We start from the raw sequence: 13,914 nt of genomic DNA on the forward strand, positions 1-13,914 counted from the left end.
GATGACGACCTTTCGGGGGACCCGATGCGCTTCCGCGATCAGCGTGTCCTGAAGTCGCGTAGGAGAGCGGCGAGTTGCGCGCGACCCTCGCCCGGTGTCCTGCCCCGTGTCATCCTCAGGGCCGTCGGCCGGGTGGTGCGGCCGGGCCCGCGCAGCGCGTACCGGCGGCACCCGCGCCACTGGCCCGGCAGGGCACCGAGGCGCTGTCCGCCGTGTGTGATGAGCGTGTTGACCGGCGTCATCGGGTCGGAGCCGACCGATCTGGCGAGCAGCATCCCGGCCGCCAGCGGCAACAGGACGCCCGCCAGGGCCGTGCCCGTCGTGGCGACGTGCCGCATACGGGGTCGGGGGGACGCGTCAGGAGTCATGGACGTCATTCGATCAGCGGCGTGACCGGCCGGAATCGGACGAGGTACTCAGCGGCGGTGCCCCTCGTACTCATCCTCCGCGCGGAGCGGCCTACGATGCGTCCATGAGCCACCTCCTGCATCTCGACCGCACCCTCGAGGAGCTGGAGGACTTCCGATGGCCGCCACCGGGCGACACCACGTACCTCGTCACGAAGGTCCACGCGCTGCGGCGCAGGCCGCTCGGGACGCTGACGCCCGAGGACCTGCGCACGCTGATCGCGCAGAGTGTCGGTCTGCCCTTCCTCCTGCCGATCGCCATGGAGGTGCTGCGGCAGGACCCGCTGACGGACGCGCGGTTCTACGAGGGCGACCTCCTGGAAGTGGTCCTGTCCACGGACGCGGGCGTATGGGCGCTGTTCCCTGATCTGGCAGGCGAGTTGCGCGGGGTGGTGCAGCAACTGACCGGTCTGCCGGGCCACCTGCGGAGGGAGGCGGACGGCTTCCTGGAGCGTACGGCGGTGCTGTGACACCGGGATCGTTTCTGCGGTGAACGTACTCGCCCGTCCGGGTGAGCGCCCTCTGGCGCGGCACATCCCCGTGGCCCGGACCGCTATCAAGCTGCTGTGCCCACCGACCCGATGCTTCGCCCCGGCGCGCTCACCCCTGTGCTCACCCTCACCCTCCTCCTCACCCAGCTCACCGCGACGCCGGCCGCAGCCCGGGCGGCGGAGGTCCTCACGCTCGCCGACGCCGTCGGCAGGGTCCCCGTCGTGCCGGAGGACCCCGCCGGATACAGCAGGGACGCCTTCCGGCACTGGAACGCCGGTACCCGTCCCGGCGACGGCTGCGACACCCGTGGCGAGGTCCTGATCGCCGAAGCGGTCAAGGCCCCGACGACAGGTCCCGGATGCGCCCTGACGGGCGGGACGTGGCTGTCGTACTACGACGGGCAGGAGGTCACCGACCCCGCCGACCTCGCCGTCGACCACATGGTCCCGCTCGCCGAGGCGTGGGCGTCGGGCGCGTCCTCGTGGAACGCGGCCCGCAGGGAGGCGTACGCCAACGACCAGGGGGCGAGCACCACGCTCGTCGCGGTCACCGCCCGCACCCACCGGGACAGGGCGGGCAGGGACCCGGCCGACTGGATCCCCCCGGCGACGGACCAGCGCTGCCGCTACGTCGCCGAGTGGGTCACCACCAAGCTCCGCTGGCAACTCGACGCGGACACCGCCGAGATGGAGGCCCTCAAGGTCTTCGCCGAGGGGCCCTGCGAGGACGCCCTGGTCCAGTACCGCCCGGCGCCGTAGGACGGCCGGGGCCGGGCCCGAAATACGTTCGAGGACCGCCGGGCACCGCCGGTAGGGTGCGCGGCATGACAGCGTCGCTCCGCCTGGACAAGATCACCGCCGACAACGTGCTCGCCGCGTGCGACCTGGCGGTCCGACCGGACCAGCAGGGCTTCGTGGCGCCCGTGGCCCGGTCGCTGGCCGAGGCGTACGCGCAACCCGACATCGCCTGGCCCCGGCTGATCGTCGACGGCGACCGGCTCGTCGGCTTCGTGATGGCTTTCTTCGACGTACGGTTCCACCCCGAGGACCCTGACGACCGGCCGCGGTCCGGGCTGTGGCGGCTCGCCGTGGCCGCCGGCGAACAGGGCCGCGGATACGGCCGCTTCGCCGTCGAAGCCGTGTGCGAGGAGATCCGCAGGCGGGGCGGCACGCGCGTGACGGTGACGTGGAAGCAGGGGGAGACGGGGCCGGAGGACTTCTATCTGAAGCTCGGCTTCCGGCTGACCGGCGAGCTGAGCGGGGACGAGGTCGTCGGGGAACGCGACCTGACCGGCGCGCACGGGATCCTCCCCGCACCTCGCGTCGCCGGACGGAGCCGGTAGCCTCGCGCCATGGGGGAACAGATGTCCGCGGCCGCCGCAGGCGCGGTCCGTCCGTGCCGGTGGTGCGGCCGGCCCTTCCGGCACGCCGGACGGCGGGGCCGCCTCGCGCTCTACTGCCGGCGGACGCATCTGTGGCGGCGCCGCCTGTCCGACCTCGTGGAACTGGTGACCGACACCGTCTAGCGACGGCCTGCCCCGGGCCGTCGCCCGCGTCCGCGCCGCGCGGTGGCGGGCCCGCCGGAAATATAATGAGTGCGGGCTGTACGAGCCCAGCTGAGCCGGGGCCACCGTGCGGCACGGGAGTGGCCGGGCCAGTCGGCCTTCGGACGTTCCTCGGAGAGGTCCATGACCCGGCGTCGTCCCTCGCGATCGGCGACCGCCGACGATCTCCTGACGACCCTGGGACGGCTGACGGACCGGGTGCGGCAGGGCGCGGAGCGCCAGCGTGCCCGTGTCGAGCTCGCCGAGGCCCTCCAGCGTTCGATGCTGCCCACCGGCCTGCCCGAAGTGCCCGGACTGCGGGTCGCGGCCGAGTACGCGCCGGCGCGCAACGGCCTCGACATCGGCGGTGACTGGTACGACGGCTTCGTGCTGCCCGACGGGTCGCTCGGCTTCTCGATCGGCGACGTGCAGGGCCACGACGTGGAGGCCGCCGCGTTCATGGGACAGGTCCGCATAGGGCTGCGCGCCGTCGCCACCGCCACCACGGACCCGGGTGAGGTCCTGGGCAGGGCCAACGAACTCCTGCTCTCCGTGGACCACGGCCTCTTCGCGACCTGCAGTTTCCTCCGCTTCGACCCGGCCACCGGCGAGCTGGAGAGCGCCCGGGCCGGCCACGTGCCCGCCGTGTGGGCGACGTCCGGCGGGCAGGGCGGGGTCGTCGAGGACGAGGCGGGCGTGCCGCTCGGCATCCTGCCCGGCGAGGTGTATCCCGTGGCGCGGCGCCGGCTGGCCGGCGGCGCCTTCGTCCTGCTCACCGACGGCGTGGTGGAAGGGCCGTCGTATCCGATCGAGGCGGGTCTCGACGCCGTGGCCGGCCTCGTCCGCTCCGCGGTCGCCACCGGCGCCTCGGCCTCCGAGCTGGCATCACAGGTGATGGGCGTCGCCGGCCTCACGGACCACACGGACGACGCCGCGGTCCTGGTGCTCGTCCACGATCCCGACGAGAGCAGCCCGGCATCCCCGGGGCCGTCGGACAGCCGGTAGATCCACGGCGCGGGCAACGCGTGTCAGGGCGGCGCGCGGAGGCGGGAACGTTGTCTGATGACAGACGTGCCCCGTAGCGAACACCTCCGACGTCCGGCCGCAGCGCTGCTGCGGATGCTCGCCGTCGCCGCCGCCTACTGGGCCGGTGGACAGATCGGCCTCCTCCAGCAGGTGGTGGTCGAAGGGGCGGTCGTGACACCGCTGTGGCCGCCCACCGGGATCGCCCTGAGCTGCCTGCTGTGGATGGGCGCCCGGGTGTGGCCGGGGATCGCCGTCGGGGTGCTCGCCGTCATCGCCACGATCGACACCGTGGACTTCTCGACAACTGGGTTGCTCGTGGGGAACACGGCCGCGCCGGTGGCCGCGTATCTGATGCTCCGGCGGATCGACTTCCGGCCGGAGCTCGACCGGCTGCGGGACGGGCTCGCGCTGGTGTTCCTCGGAGCGCTGGGCGGCATGCTGATCAGCGCCACCTTCGGCGGGCTGACGCTGGTGTGGAGCGGGTCGCTGCCGCTCGGCGAGTTCTGGTCGGTGTGGTCGGCGTGGTGGGCGGGCGACGCCATGGGCGTCCTCGTGATCACGCCGCTCCTGCTGGTGCTGCGCCGCGCCCGGCTGCCCCGCGACACGCGGCCCTACTGGTGGACCGAGGCCGTCGCCCTTTCCCTGGCTTCGGCCGGGGTCGCGCTTGTCGTCACCCGGATCGAACTGTCCCTGCTCTTCCTGGTCTTCCCCGTGCTGATCTGGGCGGCCCTGCGTTTCCAGCTGCCCGGATCCGCCCCGTGCGCCCTGCTGATCTCGGTGCTGGCGATCTCGGCCGCGACGGCAGGGGCCGGGCCGTTCGCGGGCCGCACGCTGCTGGAGCTCATGGTGATCCTCCAGGCCCTCAACGGCTGTGCCGCGCTGACGGCCCTGCTGCTCGCCGCCATCGTCACCGAGCAGATCGGCATCCGCCGCCGGATCGAACAGGCGTGTTCGGCCCTCGCGGAGGTCGTGGACCAGCTCGCGCCCGGCGAGACCGCCCACCTGTGGCCGGTGGTCGACGGCAGGAGAGGCGCGTCGGAGGCGGCGGGCGGGGACGAGTAGCGCCACGCCCGTTACGACGGTCGCGGCCCGCCTGCTTTTCATCGGATCTCTCCCGGTCTGTTGACTGGTCCGACGCCTCATCTCTGCCTCCCTCGGTGAGAAAGCTCGGATGAATTTAGGGGAGTTACCCGACGAGCCGCCGGGAAGGCGTCCATGGTCACGTCCAGGAGAACCGTCCTCGCCACCGGCACCGCGCTCGGCGGTGCCCTCGCGACGGGAGGCGTCCCCGCCGCCCGGGCGGCGTCCGGGGCCGGCGCGGCACCGGGAATCGCCGCGGCACCGGGACGCTCCGAGGGCGCCTGGTGCGCGGTCCTCGACGACGCCGACCTCGTCTGGCAGCGCATGCCCAGGACCTGGTACGAAGGGCCCTTCCTGGGCAACGGCCGCCTCGGCTCGGGCATCTACGCCGAGCCCGGCGGCGAGAACGCGATCCGCTTCACCGTGCCGCACTCGGAAGTGCAGGACCACCGGCCCCAGTTCGGGTCCCTGTTCGGCCTCGCCCGGCTGCCGATCGGGCGGCACTTCACCCTCGAACCGGTCGGAACGGGCGCCTTCCTGCTCGGCGCGGTCCGGGAACAGGGGCGTACCCGCTGGGTGCGGCTGACCAGCGAGGCCGGTGCGCCCTGCGTCGTGCGGCACGGCCTCGACGGTCCGGTCGACGTCCGCGACGACCGGGGACGGCCGCTGCCGTACGAGGACGTCGCCGACGGCACGGTCCGCGTCCCGCTGGGCAAGGGCGAAACGGCGCTGATCACGGCCCGCGGTGACCGCCCCGACCTGCGGATCCGCCCGGTGCCCGCGAACGAGCCGGCACCGCCGTGGGGTCTGCCGGCCTGACGGGCGCCCCGAGGGGCGGCGCGGGGAGCGTCGGCCCCGCTGGTGGGCCGCTCTGTGCGGGTGAGTCGGTCGGGCCTCAGTGCTCGCTCGGCTCGTTCTCGAACTCGTCGGCTGGGGCGAGGCCCTCGATGAAGGAGCGGAGGTCCGGCGCGAGGGCCAGCTCCGAGTTGTCGTCCGTGTCGAACCAGGTGACGGACGGTTCCCCGTGCGGGCCGCAGGCCCGGTAGTCGAGTCCGATCCAGTAGTGCCCGTCGCCCGAGATCAGCACCACTGCCGGAGGAAGACCCCATTCGTCGGCCAGGTACGGACTGTCGAGCAGGGACAGCGCCTGCCCGCTGCGGCCGATGCCCATCAGGCAGTCGAAGGGGACATGGTCGGCACTCCACGATGTCGGCCGGCTCGTGGGGAAGGCATCCCTGCTGGGGGAGACCTGGCCACCGTTCTGATGGCGCAGCAGGTCGAGCAGGGTGCTGGGGAGGGTGACGTTCAACAGGTCCTCGGCCTCCGGAATCGCCTCCTCGGTCAGGGCGGCTGCACTCCGTAGGTGCTGTTTGTGTCCCAGAAGAGGTGCCGGAGATCCTCAGAACGTGCCATGACCGCATCGTAGGAGCCGGGTCGGACAGTTCACCGTCCGGTCCCGGTCGGAGGAGCACAACCGTTGTCCGGCCTCTGCCGCCTTGGCCGGCGCCTCTGTTCACCGGTGCGGCGGTCCGTCATTATGTCGGTGTCATGTCAAGAGCCGCGCGGTCCCTGCGTACGCCGGAACGGAGAGCCGTGAACAGGACCCTCTTCTGGTCTGCCGTGGCGGCGCTCGTGCTGGGCCTGTTCCCCGCAGGCCCACCGGGCGAGGCCGCGTCGGCGGCGCCCGCCTCCGCCGCCGGCCCGGCCACGCGGTCCGCCGCCGACTGGACGCCCCCGCTCAGCACCCGCGGCCGGTACATCGTCGACGCCGAAGGCAACCGGTTCAAGCTCAAGTCCGGGAACTGGCACGGTGCCTCCGGCACCTGGACCGGGTCCGGCAGCCCGGACGACCCGGCGAACCACCACGCGGGCGAGATGTCCGGGCGCATCCCGCTCGGCCTGGACCGCGCGCCCCTCGGCGAGATCGTCGTCGGCTTCCGTGAACTCGGGCTCAACAGCGTCCGCCTGCCCTTCTCCAACGAGATGGTCCACGACACGCGTCCCGTCACCGATGCCGCCGTCGCGGCCAACCCCGGGCTGCGCGGCAGAACACACCTGGAGGTGTACGACGCCGCCGTCAGCGCTCTCACCGGAGCCGGGCTCGCGGTGATCCTCAACAACCACACCAACACCACCCGCTGGTGCTGCGGCCTGGACGGCAACGAGCGCTGGAACGCCGGCCAGAGCGACCGCGCCTGGGAGGACGACTGGCTCTTCATGGCGAAGCGCTACCGCAACAACCCGCGCGTCGTCGGCGCCGACCTCTACAACGAGGTGCGCCGTTCCCTGTGGGACGACCCCAACTGGGGCCTGGGGGACCGGCACGACTGGTTCGCCGCCTCCCAGCGGCTCGGTGACCGCATCCTCCAGGAGGCGAATCCGGACCTCCTCGTGATCGTCGAGGGCATCAACTGGACCGGTGTCCCCGTCGACGGCCTCCCGCACGGTCGCCCCACCCTGGAGCCCGTCCAGCGGCTCTCGCACACGCTCGTCACCTCGGGCAAACTCGTGTACTCGGCCCACTTCTACGACTACACCGGGCCTCACCACAGCGGCGCGACCGGGACCGGCGAGACCTCGGACCCCCGCTACCGGGACCTCACGCCCGCTGCTCTGGAGGACGTCCTGCACCAACAGGCCTTCTACGTCACCGCCAGAAACGACCAGCACTTCACCGCGCCCGTGTGGATCAGCGAGTTCGGGATCGGCGGGCGGGACGAGCACGGTGAGAAGCAGCGCGCGTGGTTCGAGAACTTCGTCGACCAGTTGATCCGGGCCGACGCCGACTTCGCCTACTGGCCGCTCGTCGGCTGGCACGAGGACAAGAAGGGCAACGGCTGGGCGCTGCTCCACTGGGACAGCGCCGGCCGGCGCATCGGCGTCTTCGACGGCGACGACTGGCGGGCGGGCGCATGGTCCCGGCTGACCGGCGCCGACGGCAGGACGGGCCAGGTCCCCGTCGTGGACCGGTGGTCGATGCTCAGTCCCGACCACGGCGACTTCGTCCAGTCCGCGCGGATGCGGGCCGCGGGGGACTGGGACACGGGCGCACGCAAGGCGGCCTGCTCCGACGGGCAACGTCTCGCCGGACTGAGCCACACCGGCAACCGCGGCCTGTGCACCGACGCCTCGGCCCGCGACCTGTGGGCGCCGGACCGCGCGCACGAGGCGGTGCGCGACGAGCGGTACGTGGTCCCGGGCCGTGACTGGGCGAGCGGCTGGACCAAACTCCAGTGCGCGCCCGGCCACTTCCTCATCGGGTACAGCGTCCGCGGCGCCGCCGTCTCAGCCGCCCTGTGCGCCCCGGCCGCGACGCCGCTGGGCACGGCGGACCGGACGGTCTGGTTCGACCGCCACGACAACCGTCCGCCGGCGCCCTCGGGCGGCGACTTCGCGCACGGCCACTACAAGGGCCAGTGCGCCGACGACGAGTACGTCGCGGGCGTCGCGTTCACTCGCCGCGCGGGGGCGCCGGGCAGACCGGACGCCTTGCTCTGCCGCCCACTGCGCTGATCGTGCCCGGCGCCCGGCGCCCGGCGCCCGGCGCCGGGCACCGGGCAGGGCGGGGGCGCCGGCCCTCTCGGCGCCCCGCCGCCGGCGGAGCGCCCGTCGCCCCCGGGCAGGCCCCTGTGAAGGAGCGTTTTGTCCCAGCAGGATGCTTTGTTGCGCTTCGGGTGGCGGGGTGTTCAGGGCTGGCTGAGGTAGCGAACGTCTGTTGTGGCAGGTGGGACGACGGTGCTGCTTACGGTCCGGACCAGTAGCCCGGGCGGCTCACGCCGCCGTGCGGAGGCTGGGGCGGGCTGCTCGACTGGAGGCGTCCCCCGCCCCTGACTTCACGGGAGCAGCACTATGGCCATCATCGTCATCGTCGATTTGCCGGGCGTCACCAAGGAGCAGTACCTGGCCAACCACGCGAACATCCACGCGGCGCCGTGGTGGCCGGCGGAGGGCTTCATTTCCCATGCGGGGGCCCCGTCGGACGGCGGCTGGCTCGTGGTCGACCTGTGGGAGTCGAAGGAGGCTTTCGGGGCATGGATGGAGAAGGCGGCGCCGATCTTCGAGGACGGTGGTTTTCCGAGGGTCGAGCCGAAGATCTACGAAGCGGTGAACGTGGACATCGGCTAGGAAGACCGTCCGCGACGACCCTCCGGCCAACGCCACAGCCCCCACACACACATAGCACTCCACGGGCGGATCCTCACACGCCTCCATGCGTCGCACCATCGGCCGACACCGTACGAGTTACCCAACACCCCCCGACAGAAGAAGACGCTCCATTACGCACTGTTCGCCGGCCTGCTTCCCGGCGTACCTCGGGAGGTTCGGTGAGGACGAGCGGGGCTGATCAGGAAGGCCGCCTCCAGCCCGCGGCCGCAGAGTGCACTTCAGCCGCTGCCCGTCAACACGAGATCGGCCACCGCTTCGCGATCGTCGGACATCGGCGAATGCCCGCAGCCTTTCAGACTGACGTGATGTGCTTGCGGCAGCCGCCGCGCAGCGCGTCGGGCCTGATGCGGCGGCGTCAGCAGGTCACGCGTGCCCCACGCGATAGTGACGGGCACCTTGGGGACGAAGCTCGTCAGCCGATACGTGCGGACCGCCCGCCGCGTCGCCTCGAATCCCGGTGAGCGAGCCAAGTTGTGCAACGCGTCGCGGGCGGTCTGTTCGGGGACAGCCCACGGCCGCGCAGCGAGTTGCCAGAATGCGAGCGTGCGCCCCACCGGATTGCCCGCCACCAGTTGAGTACGGTGATCGACTGCGCGCGCAAACATGCCCGCCAACCGAAGCGAGCCGGTCGCGTAGATGGCCTCCGGTCGAGTCCACAGGCCGATCGGGGAAAGTGCCGTGGCGCTGCCGACGGCATCGGCGCGTGCCATTTCGATCGCGACAGCACCACCGAGCGAGTTCCCTGCCACCGGTGGGCGCCCGAGGCCGGCGGCGCGGAGCCAGGCAATGACTGCGTCGGCCAGCGCCGCGACCGTGGGGGTCGTCCCCTGAGGAAACGGGGGACTGTCACCGAAGCCAGGCAGGTCGACGGCCACAACCTCGCGCTCGCGCGAGAGGCGGTCAACAACCGGGCCCCACCCCTCCCGATCCAGTTGCTGGATCACCACGAGCATCGGCCCGCTGCCCCGGCTTCTGTGCGCTAGCTCCATGCCCAGACGCTAGTAGATGCCCGGTAGCCCGCAGCGGATCCTGACGGGTCAGTCCTTTTGTGTCCGCGCCCGGTGACCGTCACGGCTGACTCCACGCCCCGAATGTGCTGGGCTGCGGCAGACCTACTCGCGACAATCCGGCCCGGCCACCCCTGGGGAGCAAGCCGTCACCGCCCACCTGACCGTTCGCGCGGCCCGCTTCCGCGCACCCTCGGTGGTGTGTCCGAGGAAGAGCTAGGGATCGGGAAGGGGATGTCGAGCCGGCGCGGCCCGATGGGGGCCAGGTCCGGTCAATGACGTGGGGGCGCAGGGTCGGTCAGCTGAGCAGCGAGCGGGGCCGTGAGTTCAGGATGGCCTCGGCCTCATCACTGATCTGGCGTACCACGTCCGCGGCGGGGCGGATGGCATCGACGAGGGCCGCTGACTGACCGTAGAGGATCATGCTCGTGTCGGGGTCGGGTGGGGCGTCGAAGGGGTTGACGTCTTCCGGGGGCGCGAATTCCTCCTTGCGGTCCCGCAGCGTTGGTTCGCGATCCGCCCACTCGTCGGTGAACCGGTTGCGGCGCATGCGTGCGCCGATCGCCGCCGGCCAGGGCAGTCCCGACACGATGTCGTAGGCCCGCGTCCATACGGTGTCGCCGCCGTCGCTCTCGATGATCAGGCGCTTGTGGACGTCGTGCACCTCGACCGCTTCAGGCGTAGCGAGAAACGCCGTGCCCAGCCAGGCGCCGTCCGCGCCGGCGGTGAGAACGGCCGCGAGCGTTCGGCCGTCGGCGATGCCGCCCGCGGCCAGCACCGGAATGTCGGGATACCGCTTCACGACCCCGGCCAGGAACGGCAGCAGCCCCATCATCCCGGTATGGCCGCCGGCCTCGGTGCCCTGCGTCACGAGGACGTCCGCTCCCGCGGCGACGGCCAGCTCGGCGTCGTCGTAGGTCTGGACCTGGCACATCACCCGGGCGCCTGCGTCCTTGGCCCGAGTGAGCCACGGCTGGGGGTCGGCGAACGACAATGCGACGATCTCTGGTCGCTCCTCGAGCGTGGCGTCGAACAGCGGCTCGGTGAAGGGGAGGAACGGTGTGATGAAGCCGACTCCGAACGGCCGGTCCGTCGCGGCGCGGATGGTCGCGATCTCCGCGCGGATCCAGTCAGGCCCTTTCCAGGGATGCGTACCCCCGAAGGAGCCGAGTCCGCCGGCAGCGGACACGGCGGCGGCGAGTGTCCCGCCGCTGTGCAAGCCCATGGGGGCCGCCATCACCGGGTAGGCGAGACCGAACATATCGGTGAATCTCGTATGCAACATGGACTGACGGTAGCGGACTTGGCGAACCGAACGCACTCGCAGCGGGGCGGGCGGTCGAGCAGGTCTTGGACGGTCCGGATGCCGACGAGTGATCCATAGAACGCTCTTTAGGCAGAACTGCCCCCGCGCGGCAGCCCCGGCCCGAGCCGCGCCCGTGCCCGGCGGTACCGGGGCGGGAGACCCCCGCGGTAGAGACCCCCGCGGTACCGGAGCCGGTGGCGTCGCGGCGCGTGGGATCAGCCGATGTCGAGGCGGGCGGCGGTGCGCAGCAGGCCGGGGGAGAGGCGGCCGAGCACGCGGGCCGCCTTGGCCTCGAAGGTGACCGGCACGACCGCCCGGTCGGAGGTGACGGCGCGCAGGATCTCGTCGGCCACCTTCTCCGGCGGGAAGTTCCGCTTGGCGTACATGCCGGAGAACCGCTTCTGCCGCGCCGCCTCCTGCGCGGCGTCGAGGCCGGAGAACGTCGTCGTCCTCGTGATGTTGGTGTTGACGATGCCGGGGCAGATCGCGGAGACGCCCACACCGAAGCCGGCCATCTCGGCGCGCAGACAGTCGGAGAGCATGAACACGGCGGCCTTGCTGGTGGCGTACGCGGCCAGCATCTTGGACGGCAGATAGGCCGCGGCGGACGCGAGGTTGACGATGTGCCCGCCCTCGCCGCGTTCGGCCATGAGGCTGCCGAAGGCGCGGCAGCCGTGGATGACACCCCACAGGTTGACGTCCAGGACGCGCCGCCACTCCTCCTCCGTCGTCTCCAGGAAAGTGCCGGAGTGGCCGATGCCCGCGTTGTTCACGACGATGTCCGGCACGCCGAACTCCGCGGTGACGCCGGCGGCGAAGGCGTCGACCGCCGTGCCGTCCGAGACGTCGACCCGCCAGGCACGGGCCGAGGCCCCGAGCAGGCGGGCCAGCTCGGCGGTGCGTTCGGCGGCCTCGACGTCGAGGTCGCACAGCGCGACGTCGGCGCCCTGCTCGGCGAAGGCCAGGGCGGTGGCCCGGCCGATGCCGCTGCCGGCGCCGGTGACGACGGCCAGCCTGCCGGTGAAGGGCTTGCGTTCCTCATGGGACCGGCTCGGCGCGGGTGCGGTCCGCCCCTCGTGGCGGGCGACGAACTCCTTGACCATACGGGCCACGGTGGTTCCCTTCTCCAGCAGTGCGGACCAGTGGGTGGCGGGCACGGTGCGCCGCGACAGGTGCGGGACCCAGCGTTCGACGCCTTCGGCGAGTGCCGGGCTGACGTAATGGTCGCGGGTGAGGCCGATCAGCTGCACCGGCACCGTTGTGGGCCTGGCCCGCGGGCGCAGCAGCCGGGGCAGCATGTTGGCGCGGTAGAGGTTGATGCCGCGTACCGCGTCCTCGGCCAGCGTGGGCTGTGGGTGGCCGGGTCGCGGGCTCACCGCCTCGGCCAGGCGCAGCACCGTGCCCCAGCGGTCGGCCAGCCCGTGCCGCCAGGCGGCGGGGGCGAGGACGGGCAGATGGAAGGCGGCGATGTACCAGGAGTGCGCCAACTGACCCAGGAGCTGGGCGACATGCCGTGGCGTGGGCCTGGCCAGGCGGTGGCGGATCCAGTGTCCGACGTGGTCCAGACACGGGCCGGAGAGCGAGGTGTACGACGCGATGCGGTCGGCCGCGTCGCGATGGGTGACGGCCTCCCACGACTGGATGGAGCCCCAGTCGTGTGCGACCACGTGCACGGGGCGGTCGGGGCTGACGGCCCGGGCCACGGCGAACAGGTCCTCGGCGAGCAGCTCCAGGCGGTAGTCGCGCCGGCGGGCGGGCTGCCCCGAGTCGCCCGCGCCGCGTACGTCGTAGCGCACGACGTGGTGCTCGGCGGCGAGGGCGGCGGCGACGTCGTCCCACACCCGGTGGGTGTCGGGGTAGCCGTGCACCAGCAGCACGGTGGGCCGGGCGGGGTCGCCCTGTTCGTACACGGCGAGCGGGACGCCGCCGGAGCGCACGGTGCGGCGGCGGGGCTCGCCCAGGGCGCCTGGGGTCTCTGCGGCGGCCATCAGGCTGCGGCCTGCTGCCAGCGGCGGACGTGGGGCAGGTCGTCGTCGAGCCAGTAGGCGTCGTCCTCGGTGACCACCAGCAGCTCCTCGAACTTCAGGCCCACGTCCCGGAATCCGATGTGCGGTTCGACCGCCCACAGCCCGGGGGTCGGTGCGTGGCGGGAGGAACGGCCGTCGGCCCACAGCGGGGACCGGCCGTGCAGCCGCTCGCTGATCAGTTCGCGGCCCAGGGTCTGCAGCGTACGCACGCCGAAGCCGAACACGGTGACCCCGGCCGGCCCGCGGGCCTTCATCCGGGTGACCTGATGTCCGATGACCCGGCCCGGGTAGACCTTGTGCCGGTTGTCGTAGCCGTGCCGGGCGATGAGCGCGTCCACGGCCGCGTACACCTCGTCGAGCGGCTTGCGATGCCGCACCTCACGCACGATGAGTTCGCGGTACTCGCGCAGGTCCTGGGCGATCTTGTCCCAGACGGGGTTGTCGCCGATCTTCCCGGCGTATCCGATGTCGGCCGTGTAGCCGTCGACGACGGGAGCGCAGTCCAGGACGTAGGACATGCCCTCTTCGAGGCGGCGGCCGCTGGCGAAGAACTGCAGCGGTGTGCGGAAGTGCCGGAACGCGGTGCGGTCGCCGAACCAGGCGAACGGCACGTGGAAGAAGTCCTGGACGCCTTCGGCGACCAGTTCACGGCGCAGCCGGGCCGCGGCCTGGCGTTCGGTGACGCCCGGTTCCAGCCAGTCGCCGACGCGCTGGGCGCAGCTGTAGGCGAGCTGCTGGAGGGCGCGGAACCGGTCGAGGTCGTGGTCGTCGAACGGGAACGAGGGCATGCGGGAGGAGCGTGTCGTGCGGCCTGTCGCGTCGGTGCTCATGGTCTCGCCTTCGTGGTGTCCGTGGTGTC

The 13,914-nt window shown here is 72.2% G+C and carries 14 protein-coding genes and 1 pseudogene; 9 read left to right on the forward strand and 6 right to left on the reverse strand.

Annotated elements, in window-relative coordinates; translation table 11 throughout:
* Positions 1–38: 38 nt before the first annotated feature.
* Complete coding sequence (locus ACF08N_RS05475; RefSeq protein WP_392323275.1) at positions 39–368, reverse strand: hypothetical protein; 330 nt, start codon at positions 366–368, stop codon at positions 39–41.
* Positions 369–472: 104 nt separating this feature from the next.
* On the opposite strand from ACF08N_RS05475, the gene ACF08N_RS05480 reads away from it, so the two are divergent.
* From ACF08N_RS05480 to ACF08N_RS05510, 7 genes and pseudogenes are all read left to right on the forward strand, one after another.
* Positions 473–877, forward strand: a complete 405-nt coding sequence (locus tag ACF08N_RS05480) for a contact-dependent growth inhibition system immunity protein (RefSeq protein WP_392323276.1) — start codon at positions 473–475, stop codon at positions 875–877.
* Positions 878–988: 111 nt separating this feature from the next.
* The gene (locus ACF08N_RS05485) at positions 989–1,657 is read left to right on the forward strand and encodes a DUF1524 domain-containing protein (protein WP_392323432.1); all 669 of its coding nucleotides are present in this window, start codon (positions 989–991) and stop codon (positions 1,655–1,657) included.
* Between the two features lie 65 nt (positions 1,658–1,722).
* The gene (locus ACF08N_RS05490; RefSeq protein ID WP_392323277.1) at positions 1,723–2,241 is read left to right on the forward strand and encodes a GNAT family N-acetyltransferase; all 519 of its coding nucleotides are present in this window, start codon (positions 1,723–1,725) and stop codon (positions 2,239–2,241) included.
* 9 nt (positions 2,242–2,250) lie between these two features.
* A complete protein-coding gene (locus ACF08N_RS05495; RefSeq protein WP_392323278.1) occupies positions 2,251–2,424 on the forward strand; it encodes a hypothetical protein in 174 nt (57 codons plus the stop codon).
* 162 nt (positions 2,425–2,586) lie between these two features.
* A complete protein-coding gene (locus tag ACF08N_RS05500; RefSeq protein WP_392323279.1) occupies positions 2,587–3,447 on the forward strand; it encodes a PP2C family protein-serine/threonine phosphatase in 861 nt (286 codons plus the stop codon).
* A 66-nt stretch (positions 3,448–3,513) separates the two neighbouring features.
* A complete protein-coding gene (locus ACF08N_RS05505) occupies positions 3,514–4,530 on the forward strand; it encodes an MASE1 domain-containing protein (protein WP_392323433.1) in 1,017 nt (338 codons plus the stop codon).
* A 153-nt stretch (positions 4,531–4,683) separates the two neighbouring features.
* Positions 4,684–5,073 (forward strand): annotated as a pseudogene (locus ACF08N_RS05510) (Tat pathway signal sequence domain protein); the annotation flags it as partial.
* 370 nt (positions 5,074–5,443) lie between these two features.
* On the opposite strand, the gene ACF08N_RS05515 reads toward ACF08N_RS05510, so the two are convergent.
* Complete coding sequence (locus tag ACF08N_RS05515; RefSeq protein WP_392323280.1) at positions 5,444–5,857, reverse strand: SMI1/KNR4 family protein; 414 nt, start codon at positions 5,855–5,857, stop codon at positions 5,444–5,446.
* Between the two features lie 239 nt (positions 5,858–6,096).
* On the opposite strand from ACF08N_RS05515, the gene ACF08N_RS05520 reads away from it, so the two are divergent.
* Positions 6,097–8,061: a glycoside hydrolase family 5 protein gene (locus ACF08N_RS05520; protein WP_392323281.1), complete on the forward strand. Its 1,965-nt coding sequence runs from the start codon at positions 6,097–6,099 to the stop codon at positions 8,059–8,061.
* A gap of 336 nt (positions 8,062–8,397) precedes the next feature.
* A complete protein-coding gene (locus ACF08N_RS05525; RefSeq protein WP_392323282.1) occupies positions 8,398–8,673 on the forward strand; it encodes a hypothetical protein in 276 nt (91 codons plus the stop codon).
* A 260-nt stretch (positions 8,674–8,933) separates the two neighbouring features.
* Here the strand turns inward: ACF08N_RS05525 and ACF08N_RS05530 are convergent, their stop codons facing one another.
* The 4 genes from ACF08N_RS05530 to ACF08N_RS05545 form a co-directional block, all read right to left on the reverse strand.
* Positions 8,934–9,668, reverse strand: a complete 735-nt coding sequence (locus tag ACF08N_RS05530) for an alpha/beta fold hydrolase (RefSeq protein ID WP_392323283.1) — start codon at positions 9,666–9,668, stop codon at positions 8,934–8,936.
* 352 nt (positions 9,669–10,020) lie between these two features.
* On the reverse strand, positions 10,021–11,043 hold the full coding sequence (locus ACF08N_RS05535; RefSeq protein WP_392323284.1) for an NAD(P)H-dependent flavin oxidoreductase: 1,023 nt from the start codon (positions 11,041–11,043) through the stop codon (positions 10,021–10,023).
* A 200-nt stretch (positions 11,044–11,243) separates the two neighbouring features.
* The gene (locus ACF08N_RS05540) at positions 11,244–13,016 is read right to left on the reverse strand and encodes an SDR family oxidoreductase (RefSeq protein WP_392323285.1); all 1,773 of its coding nucleotides are present in this window, start codon (positions 13,014–13,016) and stop codon (positions 11,244–11,246) included.
* Complete coding sequence (locus ACF08N_RS05545) at positions 13,016–13,885, reverse strand: M24 family metallopeptidase (protein WP_392323286.1); 870 nt, start codon at positions 13,883–13,885, stop codon at positions 13,016–13,018. The genes ACF08N_RS05540 and ACF08N_RS05545 overlap by 1 nt, the downstream gene beginning before the upstream one ends.
* Positions 13,886–13,914 lie beyond the last annotated feature (29 nt).

The organism is Streptomyces sp. NPDC015127, assembly GCF_043080095.1.
Taxonomy (GTDB): domain Bacteria; phylum Actinomycetota; class Actinomycetes; order Streptomycetales; family Streptomycetaceae; genus Streptomyces.

What these genes read in the sequence shown, in the direction of transcription:
- ACF08N_RS05500 (WP_392323279.1), top strand. Translation starts at nt 2,587, where the DNA reads ATGACCCGGCGTCGTCCCTCGCGATCGGCGACCGCCGACGATCTCCTG.
- ACF08N_RS05490 (WP_392323277.1), top strand. Translation starts at nt 1,723, where the DNA reads ATGACAGCGTCGCTCCGCCTGGACAAGATCACCGCCGACAACGTGCTC.
- ACF08N_RS05545 (WP_392323286.1), bottom strand. Translation starts at nt 13,885, where the DNA reads ATGAGCACCGACGCGACAGGCCGCACGACACGCTCCTCCCGCATGCCC.
- ACF08N_RS05485 (WP_392323432.1), top strand. Translation starts at nt 989, where the DNA reads ATGCTTCGCCCCGGCGCGCTCACCCCTGTGCTCACCCTCACCCTCCTC.
- ACF08N_RS05540 (WP_392323285.1), bottom strand. Translation starts at nt 13,016, where the DNA reads ATGGCCGCCGCAGAGACCCCAGGCGCCCTGGGCGAGCCCCGCCGCCGC.
- ACF08N_RS05520 (WP_392323281.1), top strand. Translation starts at nt 6,097, where the DNA reads ATGTCAAGAGCCGCGCGGTCCCTGCGTACGCCGGAACGGAGAGCCGTG.
- ACF08N_RS05495 (WP_392323278.1), top strand. Translation starts at nt 2,251, where the DNA reads ATGGGGGAACAGATGTCCGCGGCCGCCGCAGGCGCGGTCCGTCCGTGC.
- ACF08N_RS05475 (WP_392323275.1), bottom strand. Translation starts at nt 368, where the DNA reads ATGACTCCTGACGCGTCCCCCCGACCCCGTATGCGGCACGTCGCCACG.
- ACF08N_RS05525 (WP_392323282.1), top strand. Translation starts at nt 8,398, where the DNA reads ATGGCCATCATCGTCATCGTCGATTTGCCGGGCGTCACCAAGGAGCAG.
- ACF08N_RS05530 (WP_392323283.1), bottom strand. Translation starts at nt 9,668, where the DNA reads ATGCTCGTGGTGATCCAGCAACTGGATCGGGAGGGGTGGGGCCCGGTT.
- ACF08N_RS05480 (WP_392323276.1), top strand. Translation starts at nt 473, where the DNA reads ATGAGCCACCTCCTGCATCTCGACCGCACCCTCGAGGAGCTGGAGGAC.